Annotated in this window: 11 protein-coding genes and 1 pseudogene; 8 read left to right on the top strand and 4 right to left on the bottom strand. The window is 73.4% G+C overall.

The window, feature by feature from the left end; genetic code table 11:
• Nucleotides 1-57: 57 nt before the first annotated feature.
• Nucleotides 58-822: an IclR family transcriptional regulator gene (locus tag J4557_RS43800; RefSeq protein WP_208272916.1), complete on the bottom strand. Its 765-nt coding sequence runs from the start codon at nucleotides 820-822 to the stop codon at nucleotides 58-60.
• Between the two features lie 230 nt (nucleotides 823-1,052).
• Here J4557_RS43800 and J4557_RS43805 point away from each other — a divergent pair, with 230 nt between their 5' ends.
• Nucleotides 1,053-3,020: an acyl-CoA dehydrogenase family protein gene (locus J4557_RS43805; RefSeq protein ID WP_208272917.1), complete on the top strand. Its 1,968-nt coding sequence runs from the start codon at nucleotides 1,053-1,055 to the stop codon at nucleotides 3,018-3,020.
• Nucleotides 3,021-3,287: 267 nt separating this feature from the next.
• A complete protein-coding gene (locus J4557_RS43810; RefSeq protein WP_241755908.1) occupies nucleotides 3,288-4,106 on the top strand; it encodes a class I SAM-dependent methyltransferase in 819 nt (272 codons plus the stop codon).
• 197 nt (nucleotides 4,107-4,303) lie between these two features.
• Here J4557_RS43810 and J4557_RS51350 read toward each other — a convergent pair whose 3' ends face one another.
• The 3 genes from J4557_RS51350 to J4557_RS43825 all read right to left on the bottom strand — a co-directional run bounded on the left by J4557_RS51350 (nucleotide 4,304) and on the right by J4557_RS43825 (nucleotide 8,813).
• A complete protein-coding gene (locus J4557_RS51350; RefSeq protein WP_307800548.1) occupies nucleotides 4,304-7,318 on the bottom strand; it encodes a helix-turn-helix transcriptional regulator in 3,015 nt (1,004 codons plus the stop codon).
• Nucleotides 7,319-7,360: 42 nt separating this feature from the next.
• Entirely contained in the window at nucleotides 7,361-8,431 is a 1,071-nt protein-coding gene (locus J4557_RS43820) for a CaiB/BaiF CoA transferase family protein (RefSeq protein ID WP_208272918.1), read from the bottom strand.
• Between the two features lie 118 nt (nucleotides 8,432-8,549).
• Nucleotides 8,550-8,813, bottom strand: coding sequence for a hypothetical protein (locus tag J4557_RS43825; protein ID WP_208272919.1), 264 nt, complete (start codon nucleotides 8,811-8,813; stop codon nucleotides 8,550-8,552).
• 109 nt (nucleotides 8,814-8,922) lie between these two features.
• Here J4557_RS43825 and J4557_RS43830 point away from each other — a divergent pair, with 109 nt between their 5' ends.
• From J4557_RS43830 to J4557_RS50415, 6 genes and pseudogenes are all read left to right on the top strand, one after another.
• Nucleotides 8,923-10,641 carry an LLM class flavin-dependent oxidoreductase gene (locus J4557_RS43830; RefSeq protein ID WP_208272920.1) on the top strand — a complete coding sequence of 573 codons (1,719 nt, stop codon included), beginning with the start codon at nucleotides 8,923-8,925 and terminating at the stop codon, nucleotides 10,639-10,641.
• Nucleotides 10,642-10,760: 119 nt separating this feature from the next.
• Nucleotides 10,761-11,720, top strand: a complete 960-nt coding sequence (locus J4557_RS43835; protein WP_208272921.1) for a DUF1152 domain-containing protein — start codon at nucleotides 10,761-10,763, stop codon at nucleotides 11,718-11,720.
• 58 nt (nucleotides 11,721-11,778) lie between these two features.
• Nucleotides 11,779-12,318 (top strand): chorismate mutase, encoded by a 540-nt coding sequence (locus tag J4557_RS43840; RefSeq protein WP_208272922.1) that lies wholly within the window; start codon nucleotides 11,779-11,781, stop codon nucleotides 12,316-12,318.
• A gap of 69 nt (nucleotides 12,319-12,387) precedes the next feature.
• A complete protein-coding gene (locus J4557_RS43845) occupies nucleotides 12,388-12,900 on the top strand; it encodes a SigE family RNA polymerase sigma factor (protein WP_208272923.1) in 513 nt (170 codons plus the stop codon).
• Nucleotides 12,881-13,960 (top strand): hypothetical protein, encoded by a 1,080-nt coding sequence (locus J4557_RS43850; RefSeq protein ID WP_208272925.1) that lies wholly within the window; start codon nucleotides 12,881-12,883, stop codon nucleotides 13,958-13,960. Before J4557_RS43845 ends, J4557_RS43850 begins: the two co-directional genes overlap by 20 nt.
• A gap of 57 nt (nucleotides 13,961-14,017) precedes the next feature.
• Nucleotides 14,018-14,222 (top strand): annotated as a pseudogene (locus J4557_RS50415) (deoxyribose-phosphate aldolase); the annotation flags it as partial.

Below are 14,222 nucleotides of genomic sequence, written 5' to 3' on the forward strand. Positions count from 1 at the left end.
CGCCGGCGGGCCGTCCCGGGCGGGTCGCCGTCGGCTCGGCGGTGCCGGCGGGGCCGGTCAGGTGGTCGCGGTGAGAGTGAGGGTGCGCTGGAGTTCGGCGGCGCGGGCGTGCATGCGGTCGGCGGACTTCTCGATCCTGGGGAGCTTGCCGGTGCGGCAGGAGATGGCGAGCGCGCCGATGGTGCCGCCGGTCGCGTCCGTGACCGGCACCGCCGCGCAGCCGGTGCCGAGGGCGTACTCGTCGCGGTCGAGGGAGAGCCCGCAGGGCGAGGTCAGCGTGCTGAGCAGCCGGGTCGGCTCGGTGATGGTGTTCGGGGTCAGGTCGACGAGCGGATGCCGGGAGAGGTAGTCGCGGAGCCGTTCGTCGTCGAGCTGGCTCAGCACGCACTTGCCGAGCGCGGTGGCGTGCGCGGACTCGTCGAAGCCGACCCAGACGTCGACGCGGGGCGCGCGCGGGCCGTCGGCGATGTCGATGAGCCGGATCTCGTCGTCCACGTGCATGCCGAAGTAGCACGCGACGCCCAGCTCGTCGCGGAGCGCGATGAGCGTCGGGCGGACCCGGGCGAGCAGCTGCTGCGTCCGGCTCCGGCCGTGCAGCGACTGGACGCGCTCGCCGAGCACCCAGACGCCGTCCGGCAGCCGCATGGCGTAGCCCTCGTAGGCGAGGGTGCGCAGCAGGTGGTAGGCGGTGGCGAGGGGCAGCCCGGCCTCGCGGGCCAGCTGCTTCGCGGGCGCGCCGCTCGGATGCGACGCCACCACCTCCATGAGGTGCAGCGCCCGCTGCACCGAGGCGATGAGAGTGGGCCTGCGTGTCTCATCCATCACGCACAGCGAACCCCTCCGGCCTGGCGAGGTCAAGGGCTTTGGCTGTACTCGGCCGTGTGCCCGGCCCCTCGCGTGCGACACGCCTGGGCGGCGCGGGAGTACACGGCGGGATGAGCGGGGAAGTAATTTCGGGACAGTGCAACCTCTGGGGGCGGATCCCCCAGACCCCCCAGGGCTGCCGCCCGAAGGGCGGGCGGGAGCAGGGGAATCGCTTCCGAGGAGCCGGCATGAGCCAGCCGAGTCGCAGCCAGACGCCCGTCGACGAGCGGACCGCGCGGCGGGTCGCCGAGGAGGCCCGCGAGAGCGAATGGCGGCTGCCGAGCTTCGGCAGGCAGCTCTTCCTCGGCGATCTCCGGCTCGATCTCGTCCACCCGCATCCCCGCCCGGACGACGCGTCGCGCCGGCGCGGCGAGGCGTTCCTCGCGCGGCTCACCGAGTTCTGCGCCACCCGGGTCGACCCCGCGCTGATCGAGCGCGAGTCCCGCATCCCCGACGACGTGGTCAACGGCCTGCGGGAGATGGGCGCGCTCGGCATGAAGATCCCCGAGCACTACGGCGGCCTCGGGCTCAGCCAGCTCTACTACGGCAGGGCCCTGATGGTCGTCGGGTCGGTGAGCCCGGCGCTCGGCGCGCTGCTGTCGGCGCACCAGTCCATCGGCGTCCCGCAGCCGGTGAAGATGTTCGGGACGGAGGAGCAGAAGGAGCACTGGCTGCCGCGGTGCGCGAAGCAGATCAGCGCGTTCCTGCTCACCGAGCCCGACGTCGGCTCGGACCCGGCGCGGCTGCGCGCCAGCGCCGTCCCCGACGGCGACGACTACGTCCTCAACGGCGTCAAGCTGTGGACGACCAACGGCGTCGTCGCGGACCTGGTCGTCGTCATGGCGCGCGTGCCGAAGTCCGACGGGCACCGGGGCGGCATCTCGGCGTTCATCGTGGACATGGCCGCGCCCGGCATCACCGTGGAGAACCGCAACGCGTTCATGGGGCTGCGGGGCATCGAGAACGGCGTGACGCGCTTCCACGACGTGCGCGTCCCCAAGGCCAACCTGATCGGCGCGGAGGGCGCGGGCCTGAGGATCGCGCTGACCACGCTGAACACCGGGCGGCTCTCGCTGCCCGCGATCTGCGCGGCGAGCGGCAAGTGGGCCGCGAAGATCGCCCGCGAGTGGTCGAAGGAGCGGGTGCAGTGGGGCCGGCCGGTCGGCGAGCACGAGGCCGTGGCCCGCAAGATCGCGTTCATCGCCGCGACCGCGTACGCGCTGGAGGCCGTCCTCGACCTGTCCGGCCAGCTCGCCGACGACGAGCGCAACGACATCCGGATCGAGGCGGCGCTGGCGAAGCTGTGGTCCTCGGAGATGGCCTGCCGGATCGCCGACGAGCTGGTCCAGCTGCGCGGCGGCCGCGGCTTCGAGACGGCCGAGTCGCTGGCCGCGCGCGGCGAGCGGGGCGTGCCCGCCGAGCAGCTGCTCCGCGACCTGCGGATCAACCGGATCTTCGAGGGCTCCACCGAGATCATGCATCTGCTGATCGCGCGCGAGGCGGTGGACGCGCACCTGTCCGTCGCGGGCGACATCATCGACCCCGACGCGTCCGCCGGGACGAAGGCGCGGGCGGCGGTGAAGGCGGGCGGCTTCTACGCGCGCTGGCTGCCCACCCTCGTGACGGGCGCGGGGCAGCGGCCGAACGCGTACGCCGAGTTCGGCGCGCTCGCCAAGCACCTGCGGTACGTGGAGCGCGTCTCCCGCAAGCTGGCCCGGTCCATCTTCTACGCGGCGGGCCGCTGGCAGGGGCGGCTGGAGTACAAGCAGGGCTTCCTCGGCCGGATGGTGGACATCGGCGCCGAATTGTTCGCGATGAGCGCCGTCTGCGTGCGCGCCAATGCCGATTCCTCGGGCCTTGGTCCGCTTTCCGGATCCATTGTGGACGGCGCGAGCGAGGCCAATGTTCCCGGTGCGTCCGCCGTCCTGCTCGCCGACGCGTTCTGCCGGCAGGCGCGCGTCCGCGTCGAGGAACTCTTCGACGGGCTGTGGCGCAACACCGACGAGATGGACGTGAAACTCGCGCGCGCCGTCCTCGCCGGAGATTTCGCCTGGGTCGAGGAGGGCGTATTGGACCCCTCCATTCCCGGGCCGTGGATAGCGCCCGCCGAACCAGGTCCGAGCGAAAAGGCGAGCGTGCACCGCAGGATCGGCTGAGAACGCCGCTCTGACCTGCGGTGCGTGACCGCCGGACTGCTGTGCGCTACGGTGACCTGGCCCGGTCGCCGGTCGGTGGGACCGGTCACACCGGGACAGACCGGTCGCCGGTCCCGTGCACCGATTCCCGAACGCCGGGCATTGCGGTTGCGTACGGATGGGTAGACTGTCCCGACCTTGCGCCAGAGATCAGACCATCCCGAGGGATCCGGTCCGTCGATCCGGCGAAAACAAGCAGAACGCCAACGCACCCAGCGAGCGGGAAGTATGCAGCAACCTGGTCAGAAGAAGTCCATCGCAGGAACCCTACTCAATCTACTCGGAAGCGGCCCGAAGCCCGCTCCCGCGGCGCCCACCGCGGGAGACGGAGAGGTCATACAGCCCGCCGCCGGCGACGGGGCGCTGGAGAACCACCTGGGCGGTGACGAGGCCCGCAACTACCGCAAGTACGAGTACGAGACCGTCGCTCCCCACGTCGGACGCTCGCTGCTGGAGATCGGCTCCGGGCTCGGGCACTTCTCCGAGCAGTTCGCCGGACGCCTCGACTACCTCGCGGTCAGCGACAACGACCCGTACTGCGTCGGCGAGCTGCGCAAGCGCTACGCGGACAACGACGACGTCGAGGTCATCGACCTCGAGCTGCCGGCCGAGATCGACATCCGGCAGAAGGTCGACACGGTCGTGATGATGAACGTCCTCGAGCACATCAAGGACGACGTGCAGGCGCTGCGCGACCTCGCGTCCGTCACGCTGCCCGGCGGCCGGATCGTCATCTGGGTGCCCGGCTACATGCAGCTGTACGGCGACTTCGACCGCAAGGTCGGGCACGTCACCCGCTACACCCCGGCGACGCTGGAGGCCTCGGTCCGCGAGGCCGGGCTCGTCCCGGAGGTGCTCAAGCCCATCAACTTCCTCGGCGGGATCGCCTGGTGGTTCGCGGTCCGCCGCGGCGGCGCCGGCTACCCCGACCCCCGGCTGGTCAAGATCTACGACCGGACCGTGGTGCCGGTGACCCGCACCATCGAGCGGCTCGTCCGGCCGCCGTTCGGGCAGACCGTCTTCTGCGTGGCCCGCGTCCCGCGCTAGCGCGGGACGCGGCGCGCCCGCGGCGGGCACGAGATCATCACCATGTGAACTCGTGCCCGCCGTTTTCGGTATGTCGCCGGTTACACGGCGCAATGGGCGGAGCACACTGGGCAGTGGCCGGAACGGTCGCGGGCCGCCTCTCCGGGGGGAGGAGCACCGCATGCTTCCGCGGTGCGCGGCCGTGAAGGCCGGCCACGTCAGTTCCCGTGTGGTCCGACGGTTCGGTGGCGGGGGTCCGGGAGGGGGGTTCCCGCCACGGGACCATGCCCGCCCGCGGCCGGCCGCCCGGCGGAGCGCCCCGCCGAGCCGGCGAACAGCATGAGCCGGTGCGCGGTCGCGGCGGCCTCGCCGCGGTTCGCCACGTCGAGCTTGCCGAGGATGTTCGACACGTGCACGCTGGCCGTCTTGACCGAGATGAACAGCGCCTCGGCGATGTCGCGGTTGCTGCGGCCCTCGGCGACCAGGCGGAGCACCTCGTACTCGCGCGGGGTCAGGCCCAGCGGCGCGGACGGCTCGGCGCCGTTCCGCCGCGGCGCCCGCGTCCGGCGCAGCAGCTCGGCGACCCGCTCCGCGAGCGGCTCGGCGCCGAGGTCCGCGGCGGCGTCGGCCGCGATCCGCAGCCGCCCGGCCGCCGCGTCGTGGTCGCCGTCCGCCAGCGCCGCCTCCGCGGCGTGGACGAGCGCCTGCGCGCGGGCGTACCGGTTGCCGAGCGCCTCCCACGCGGCGGCGGCCGCGTCCCAGGCGCCCTGGTCGAGGACGCCCCGGGCACGGGCCGCCTCGGCGTCGAAGAGGAGCTTGTTGGCGCGCTGCAGCGGGCCGCTGATCGTCAGGCCGGCGGCGCGCTCCTCGATCCGGCGCAGCATCGGCGCGGCGGCCGCGCCGATCTCGGCGCAGGCCGTGGCGCCCGCGACCAGCACCGGCAGGGCGTAGCGGGCGTCGTCCGGCAGGCCCGCCTCCTCGATCACCCGCTCGACCGCCGGGAACACGTCCTGGGGGCGGCCCTCCGCCAGCGCCAGCCGCGCCTCCAGCCACAGCGAGCTGAAGTAGTCCTGCGTCTTCAGCCACTTCATCTTCAGCCGCATGACCTCGCGGGAGCCCTCGAGGCGCTCGCGGGCGGTGTCCAGGTCGCCGCGGGCGAGCGCCACGGCCCCCGACAGGACCAGCAGCGACGTCCGGATCGTCACCGCGGGATCCTGCTCCATCGCGTGGTTCATCACCGCGATGGCCTCGTCCCACCGGCCGAGGGAGACCAGCGGCTCGGCCTGGTTGATGCACAGGAACGTGCCTTGCGTCCGCGCCACGCCGTACTCGCGGGCCAGCTCCTTGCCCTTCGCGGCGACGGACGCGGCCTCCTCGTGCTTGCCCGCGCCCTCCAGGAAGTGCGACTTGATGACGTAGTAGCGCAGCAGCACCCGGTGGTTGCCGGCGGCGGTGACGATCCGCTCGATCTCGCTGAGCGTGCCCTCCGTCGCGGCGCCGTACTCGGAGTAGTCGATGTCGGCGCAGAACAGCGTGATGAGCGCCTGCGCCTCGGCGACCGGGTCGGCGAGCTTGCGCGCGATCTCCAGCGACTCCGCCGCCGCGGCCTGCGCCTCGGGGATGTCGGTGGAGAACCGCACGTAGGTCGCGAACGTCGCGAGGACGCGCGCGCGGAGCACCGTCGGGGGATCGGCCGGCAGCGCCTTCACCGCGGCCCTCAGGTCGTCGACGAAGCCGGGGCGCGCCATCTCGTAGCGCATGTGGCCGCGCAGCTCCAGCAGCGACGCCCAGCGCTCGGTGTCCATCGCGTCCTCGCCGGCGGCCTCGACCTCCTTCAGCGCGGCCGTGGCGAACTTGAGGCCCCGGTCGTACTCGCCCGCCAGGTCGGCGGCGGCCGCGGCCTCCTCCATCACCTTGGTGTGGTCGGCGCCGATGCGCTCCGCCGCGTCGGGCACGCGGTCCCAGAGGTTCAGCACCCGCGACAGCATCGTCAGGCACTCGGCGTAGGCGAGGGCCTTGCGCGCGTCGGCCGCCGCCCGCCACGACGCGACCAGCGCCCACGTGGCGTCGTTGGCGGCCTTCCAGTGGTGGCTGAGCTCCACCCAGAGCCGTCCGGACGGCACCAGCCCCGGGTCGTTCTCCAGGGCCTCGGCGTAGCGGGTGTGCAGGCGCGTGTACTCGCCGGGCAGCAGGTCGTCGTGGACGGCCTCGCGGATCAGCGCGTGCCGGAACGCGTACCCGTCACCGTCCACGACCAGCACGTTCGCGGCGACGGCCGGGCGCAGCACCCGGGTCAGCGCGGAGTCGTCCAGCCCCGACACGGCGGCCAGCAGCGCGTGCTCGATGCGGGTGCCGCCGCCGCTGGCGTCCCGCAGCACGTCCTGGGTCTCCTCCGGCAGCCGCTGCACGCCCGCGAGCAGCAGGTCCCGCAGGGACTCGGGCAGCTCGCAGGCGAGGGTCCCGTCGTCGTCGAGCAGCGCCTCGATGAACAGCGGGTTCCCCTCGCTGCGCGCGTCGATCCGCTCGACCAGGCCCGCCGGCGGCGCGTGCCCGAGCACCTCGGTGACCAGCGCCGCGACGTCCGAGCGGGCCAGCCTGGTGATCTCCAGCCGGCTCACCCGGTCGACCCGCTCCAGCCCGCCGAGCAGCGGCCGCAGCGGATGGGCGCGGTGCAGCTCGTCCGACCGGTACGTCACCACGACCAGGACCGGCGCGACGCTCAGGTTGCGCACCAGGAACGCCAGCAGGTCGCGGGTGGAACGGTCCGCCCAGTGCGCGTCCTCGATCACGAGCACGAGCGGCTCGCGCTCGGCGAGCCGCTCCAGCAGGGTCAGCACCACCTCGAACAGCCGGGCCCGCTCCTCGCCGGAGGCGGCGTCGGTCTCCGGCTCGCCGAACTCCGGCAGCAGCCGGGCGAGGCTCCCGGTGTCGCCGCGCGGGACGAGCGCCGCGACCCCGTCGATGCCGATGTCGCGGACCAGGCCGCGCAGCACCGTGGTGAACGGCGCGAAGGGCAGGCCGTCGGAGCCGAGCTCCAGGCAGCCGCCGATGAGGACGCGGGCCCGCCCCCCGCGGGCGACGGACGCCGCGAACTCGCGGATCAGCCGGGTCTTGCCCAGGCCGGCCTCACCGCCGACCAGCACCGCGCCGGGGGCCGACGCCAGCGCGTCCTCCAGCACGCCGAGCTCGGCTGCCCTGCCGACCAGGACGGGACTCATCGCACGCGCGCTCACGTCACAAGGATGCCAAATGAATCCGACAATCCCACCTGAATATCAGTCGGTGAGATGGCGCCAGCCCTCGCCGCGGTGCTCGTCCAGCCCGGCGACCGGCCCGCCCGGCAGCGGCGGGTGCGCCGTGGTGCGGACCGGACCCGCGTCCAGCACGCCCCGCGCCCGGAAATGATCGAGGTCGAGCATCTCGGCGCCGGTGAGCAGCGGCGCCACCGGCGCCCCGGCGGCCGACAGCCGCTCCATCGCCTCGTCCCTGGTCAGCCGGGCGATGGCGGCCGCGACGTCGGCGTCCAGCTCCGCGACCCGGCCGAGCCGCTCGGCGAACGGGACGTCCGCCGCCTCGTCCAGGCCCAGCGCGCGGCAGGTCGCGGCCCACAGCCGCTCCTCCGACACGACCCCGAGCGTGATCTTCAGGCCGTCCTTGGTGGCGTAGACCCCGTACCCGGGGACGGGCCCGGTGACATGCGTCACCTGGTCCGGCCGCGGGGGCGTGACCGGTTGCGGCCGGAGGGCCTCCGGGACGGTGCTCGTCCAGTGCGCCAGGACGTCGGCCATCCCCAGGTCGATCCGGTCGCCCTCCCCGGTGGCGCGGGCCCTGAGGCACGCGGCGGTGATCGCGAACGCGGCCATCGTCGCGGCGGCCATGTCGGCGACCGGCAGCTCCTCCAGGGACGGCGACGCCGCGTCCGGCGGGAGCGTCGCCGCGTACGCGCGGTAGTTGACGTCGTGCCCCGGCACCTGCGCGAGCGGCCCGTCCGCCCCGTAACCGGAGATCGAGCAGTACACCAGCCGCGGGTTGCGCGCGCGCAGCTCGGCGTCGCCGACGCCGAGCCGGTCCGCGACGCCGGGCCGGAACCCTTCGACGAACACCTCGGCGTCCGCCGCGAGCTCCAGGCACCGCTCCCGGCCGGCGTCGGTCTTCAGGTCCAGCACGATGCTGCGCTTGCGCCGGTTGAGCAGGTCGAAGTGCCCCTGGAACATCCGCATGGGCTCGCCGCCCGGCGGCTCCACCTTGATGACGTCGGCGCCGAGCTGGGCGAGCAGCTGCGTCGTGTACGGGCCCGGCCGCCACATCGTCAGGTCCAGCACGCGCAGTCCGTCCAGGGGCGCCATTGTGATCTCTCCGCGTCCTCGGCCCTCCGGCGGGCGGGCGCCCGGCCTCCCGCCATCGTGTCGATCTCCGGACGGCTCAGTCAAGCAAGTGCTTGGTCTGCACCTGCCGGCCCGCGCGTCAGAACCAGCAGGGGCCGGTGCCCCAGGCCCAGGACCACTCCTCCGGGACGAGCAGGTGGATGTGGCACGACATGTCGCCCCAGACGACGTACGGGCCCTTGTCGTCCCAGCCGACGAAGCCCAGCTCCACCTGCGTCCGGAGCTGCGCGGGCAGCTGCGCGGCCGGCGCCTTGGGCTTGGGCGCGGCCTCCGCGGGCAGGGTGCCGAGGGCCAGCGTTCCGGACAGCGCGAGCGCCGCCGCGGCGGCAGTGATCGTCCTCATGCGCCGATCCTGCCTCCCGCCGCACAAAAATGCCAGTAATCACTGGCAGCTTTCTGGGCGCCGTTGACGGAAGGTCCGATCCGGGTGACGCTGGCCGAGGGCACGGGAGGTGGTCCCCATCCGCTTCGGTCTCTTCTACGAGCACCAGTTGCCCCGGCCGTGGCGGGACGGGGACGAGCTGCGGCTCTACCAGGACGCGCTCGACCAGGTCGAGATCGCCGACCGGGTCGGGTTCGACTACCTCTGGGCGGTCGAGCACCACTTCCTGGAGGAGTACAGCCACTCGTCGGCGCCGGAGGTGTTCCTCGCGGCGGCGTCGCAGCGGACGGAACGGATACGGCTCGGGCACGGGATCGTCCAGCTCCCGCCCGCCGTGAACCATCCCGCGCGGATCGCCGAGCGGATCGCGACGCTCGACCTGGTGTCGAACGGGCGGGTGGACTTCGGGACGGGCGAGTCGAGCTCCGGCGCGGAGCTCGGCGGGTTCGGCGTGCGGCGCACCGAGAAGCGGGCCCAGTGGCAGGACGCGATCGACGCCGTCACCCGCATGTTCGTCGAGGAGCCGTTCGCCGGATGGCGGTCGCCCCATCTGCGGATGCCGCCCCGGAACGTCATCCCGAAGACCGTCCAGAAGCCCCACCCGCCGCTGTGGGTGGCGTGTTCGAGGCGGGAGACCATCCAGTTCGCGGCCCGGAACGGGATAGGCGCGCTGTCGTTCTCGTTCGTCGAACCCGAGGACGCGGGCAAGTGGGTCGACGAGTACTACCGCATCCTGGAGTCGGAGGAGTGCGTCCCGGCGGGGTTCGCGGTGAACCCGAACGTTTCGGTGGTGCTCCCGATGATGCTGCACGAGGACGAGGCCACCGCGATCGACCGGGGCGTCGACGGCGCGCACTTCTTCGCGTTCGCGCTGGCCCACTACTACGGGGCGACGCCGCACGACCCCGGGCGCACCAGCGTTTGGGACGAGTTCCGGGAGCGCCGGGCGTCCCAGGGGTTCGACCGCGACCAGGTCATCGCCAACGCCGAGTCGCTGAACGTGAACGTCGGCTCCCTGCGCGGCGCGGTCGGGACCCCCGAGCAGGTCGTCGAGCTGGTCCGGCGGTACGAGTCGGTCGGCGTCGACCAGGTCTCGTTCGTGCTGCAGGCGGGGCCGAACCGGCACGAGCACATCTGCGAGAGCCTCGAACTGTTCGGCCGGTCGGTGCTGCCGCATTTCACCGAAGGCCGGGAGGAGCGGGAGGCGGCCAAGGCGGAACGCCTCGCACCCGCGATCGAGGCGGCCCTCGCCCGGCGGAAGCCCGCCCGGACGTCGCCGCCCGGCTACCGCATCGACGAGGACGCCGAGGTCGCGCGCGCCCAGCGCTCGTCCCGCTCCCGCCGTCCCGTGCGGCAGGAGATCCGCGCGGCGGCCAGGCGGCGGGCCGCGCAGGGCTTCTACAAACTGGTGCACGGCAGGACGGACGAGCAGATCGAGCGGCGCTTCGGGCCGAACGCGCAGCGGCTGTTCTTCACCGGGATGGCCCGCGCGTACGACCCGTCCGCCGCCGCGGGGTTCGCGGGCGACATCGAGTTCCGCCTGACGCCCGGGCACGGCACCGCGACCACCTGGACGATCCACGTGTCCGGCGAACGGGCCAGGGCCCGCGCCGGCGGGTCCGGGGACCCCGACATCGCGCTCAGCGCCCGCACGGCCGACTTCCTGCGCATTCTCGCCGGGGACGCCAACCCGGCGTCGCTGCTCATGGACGGCCGGCTGGCGATCCGGGGGAACTACGAGCTGGCGCCGCGGATCAGCGAGATGTTCGGCGGCCCGTCCCCCTACTGAGACGGGGGTGGCCGTGGTCCCCCGATCACCACGGCCACCAGTACGTCTGATGCACCCCGTACCGCTCGGGTTCGCGGTGGTAGGGCACGAATGTTCGCCGACGCGAGTACGGTCGCGGGGTGTTCTCGCTCCATGAACCGCCGCTGTTCGCGCGGCTGCGGAACGCCCGGCGGATCCTGGTGGCCGGGGCCGGCGGCGGATTCGACGTCTACGCCGGGTTGCCGCTCGCCATCGCCCTGCTGGACCGGGGCAAGGACGTCCACCTCGCGAACCTCTCGTTCAGCTCCCTCTACGGCCTGCCCTCCGACATCTGGCTGGACGCCGACGTCGCGGCCGTGACGCCCTGGACCGAGAGCCGCGACGCCTACTTCCCCGAGGGCGTCCTCGCCCGCTGGCTGGACCGCAACGGCCTCCCGTCGACCGTCCACGCCTTCCCCAAGCTCGGCGTGCGCCCTCTCCGCGCGGCCTACGGCCACCTGGTGGACCGGCTCGGACTGGACGCGATCGTCCTGGTGGACGGCGGCACGGACATCCTGCTGCGCGGCGACGAGGCCGGGCTCGGCACGCCCGAGGAGGACATGGCCAGCCTCGCCGCCGTGCACGGCTTGGACGTCCCCGACAAGATCGTCGTCTCGCTGGGGTTCGGGGTGGACGCCTATCACGGCGTGAACCACGTCCACGTCCTGGAGAACCTCGCGGCCCTGGCCCGCGACGGCGCCTACCTGGGCGCCTTCTCCCTACCGGCCGAGAGCCGCGAAGCCTCGCTGTACCTCGACGCGGTGGAGGACGCCCAGGCGGCGCACGAGCGGTATCCGAGCATCGTGAACGGCTCGATAGCGGCGGCCCTGCGCGGCCTCTTCGGCGACGTCCGGTTCACCGAACGGACGCGGGGAAGCGAATTGTTCATCAATCCCTTGATGGCGATGTACTTCGCCGTCGACCTGGACGGGCTCGCCCGCCGGTCGCTCTACCTGGACCGTCTAGAGAAGACCCGAACGATCCATCAGATCGCCGCAGCGATCGAAGCGTTCCGGGAGGAACTCCCGCGCACCCGTCCGCCCCGCCAGTACCCTCACTGACCCGCCCGACGCGCCGCGGGTCAACCCGGTGCAAGGCCGGGGCGCCTACCTTTGACGGGTGAAGGTCGTCGCTGTGCTTGTAGCGGTTCTCGGCTGGTTCGCCGTCCCGGCGCGGGCGGACGCGGGGTTGGCGCCGCTGGTCGACGTGGCGGCGCGACGGCTCGATGTCGCGGACCTGGTCGCCGCCGCCAAGTGGGGGACGGGCAAGCCCATCGAGGACCCGGTGCGCGAGCAGCAGATTCTGGACTCGGTCGCCGAGCGGTCGGTCGCGATGGGCATCGAGCCGGAGGCCGCGCGGCGGATCTTCCGCGACCAGATCGAGGCGGGCAAGCTCGTCCAGCGCGGGCTGTTCGCCCGGTGGGCGGTCCGTCCCGGCGACGTCCCGGCGCACCGGCCCGACCTGGTGAAGGACGTCCGGCCGCTGCTCGACCGGATCACTGGCGAGCTGCTCGCCGACCTCAAGGAGACGCGGGACGCGCGCCGCGCCCCGTCCTGCCGCGCGGAGCTGGTGAAGGCCGTCGAAAGGGTCGAGGCGGCCCGCCGCCCGGACGCCCTGCACCGCGCCGGGCTGCTCCGGGCCGTCCCGTCGATCTGCTGACGCCCGGCATGCAACCTCCCGGCGCTCCGGTCGCATCAAGGGGGTGTGGAGCGGCCGAGGAGCGAGCACATGCCGGGACGGGATGACGAGTTCACCGCCTACGTGACGGCCAGGACGCCCTGGTTGCGGCGGGTGGCGTACCTGCTGTGCCAGGACTGGCACCGGGCCGACGATCTCGTGCAGACCGCGATCACCCGCCTGTACCTGCGGTGGCACCGCGCGTCGGCCGCCGACAACCTCGACGGCTACGCGCGCACGGTGCTGGTCAGGGTGTTCCTCGCCGAGCAGCGCGGCGGCCGGCTGCGGCGCGTCCGGCTCGTCGCGGAGCCGCCCGACGGGCCGGGCGGCGCGCCCGACCCCGACGGCGGCCTCGATCTGCGGGACGCGCTCGCCGCGCTGCCGCCAAGGCAGCGGGCCGCCGTCGTGCTGCGCTTCTACTGCGATCTGTCGGTCGAGCAGACCGCCGGCGTCCTCGACTGCTCGGCGGGGACCGTCAAGAGCCAGACGTCGCGCGGGCTGGACGCGCTGCGCCGCGCGCTGCGACCGGTGCAGAGCCTCACGGATGGGGAGAACCCGGCATGAACGATCTGAAGGAGCGGCTGGAGCGGATCGCCGCGACGCCCGGACCGGCGACGTCCGTGGACGTGGTGACGGCGATCAGGAGGGGGCGCCGGATCAGGCGCGGGCGGCGGGCGCGGCGGGCGCGCTGGCGGCCGGGCTCGCGGCGGCGGTCGCGGTCGCGGTGCTGCCCGGTTCGGCGGACGAGCCGCACCGCGTCCGGCCCGCGGAGCGGGTGCGGTACCCGGACCTGCTCGTCCCGCCGACGTCGTTCGGCTGGCTGCCGCCCGGTTACGCGCAGACCAGGATCGCGCGGGACGACCAGGGCCGTTCCTCCGTCACCGTTTCGGCGGGCAAGGGGAGCAGCAAGGGCGAGCCGACGACGGCGGTCGAGCTGACCGTCCTCGGGCCCGGCCCCGAGCCGCCGATCGCGAAGCTGCCCGGCGGGAAGAAGGGCCGCTGGACGGGCACCGTGCTCATCAACGGACGCGTCGGGCACTGGACGATCGAGCCGGGCGGGCCGGGCTCCGACCAGGTGCCCGCCGAGCTGCGGTGGGAGTACCGGCCGCACCGGTGGGCGCTGCTGTCGGTCCTCGACCGCGGGATCGCGGCGAAGGAGACCGTCCAGCGCATCGCGAAGGGCGTGCGGTTCGGCGGCGGCAGTCCCGCGGCCTTCCCGTTCCGGGCGACCGGCGTGCCGGGCGGGCTGAAGCCGACCCGGGCCTCGCTCGGCACGGGCCCGGAGGCCGAGCTCTGGCTCACCTCGCCCGGCCGGGGAGGCGGCGACCTGCTCATCGCGGTCGCTCCCGCGGCCCGGCGCGGACCAGAGGGGACCAACACGAAGATCGACGGGCATCCGGCGTTCGATTCCCGGCTTCCGCACCGCGGCCCGAAGATGGAGCGGGATCCGGAGGAAGCGCAGCGGCTGATCGTCTACGGCGTCCACGGCCTCGACGTGACGGTGCAGGCGACGGGCGGGCCGCTGCGGACCCTGCAGGCGGCGGGCGGGCTGACCGGCCTGTACCGGCGGGTGACCCTGCTCGGCGGCGACCCGGCGCACTGGACGACGTCGCCGCTCGGCTGACCGGACGGCGCCGTCCCGGCGGACCTGCCCGGCGGAGGTTCCGTGCCGTTTGTGCCGATGGGGCTCTTCCGCGATGCTGGGGGCGTGTCAACGGAGACTCTCATCGGCGCCGCCGAACTGCACGCTTTCCTGCACGGGCTTCCCGGCGTCGACCAGGTCGGCGCGGAGGAGCGTGCGGCCCGGCTGGCCACCCGGTCGATCAAGACGTCGGCGAAGGCCGAGGCGATCGATCTGGCGATCTCGATGGTGGATTTGACCACGT

Origin of the sequence: Actinomadura nitritigenes (assembly GCF_017573545.1) — a bacterium.
Classification (GTDB): Bacteria; Actinomycetota; Actinomycetes; order Streptosporangiales; family Streptosporangiaceae; genus Spirillospora; species Spirillospora nitritigenes.

Excerpts from the sequence above, each read along its gene's own strand:
- J4557_RS43800 (WP_208272916.1), bottom strand. The coding sequence starts at position 822 with ATGGATGAGACACGCAGGCCCACTCTCATCGCCTCGGTGCAGCGGGCG.
- J4557_RS43805 (WP_208272917.1), top strand. The coding sequence starts at position 1,053 with ATGAGCCAGCCGAGTCGCAGCCAGACGCCCGTCGACGAGCGGACCGCG.
- J4557_RS43810 (WP_241755908.1), top strand. The coding sequence starts at position 3,288 with ATGCAGCAACCTGGTCAGAAGAAGTCCATCGCAGGAACCCTACTCAAT.
- J4557_RS43820 (WP_208272918.1), bottom strand. The coding sequence starts at position 8,431 with ATGGCGCCCCTGGACGGACTGCGCGTGCTGGACCTGACGATGTGGCGG.
- J4557_RS43825 (WP_208272919.1), bottom strand. The coding sequence starts at position 8,813 with ATGAGGACGATCACTGCCGCCGCGGCGGCGCTCGCGCTGTCCGGAACG.
- J4557_RS43845 (WP_208272923.1), top strand. The coding sequence starts at position 12,388 with ATGCCGGGACGGGATGACGAGTTCACCGCCTACGTGACGGCCAGGACG.
- J4557_RS43850 (WP_208272925.1), top strand. The coding sequence starts at position 12,881 with ATGGGGAGAACCCGGCATGAACGATCTGAAGGAGCGGCTGGAGCGGAT.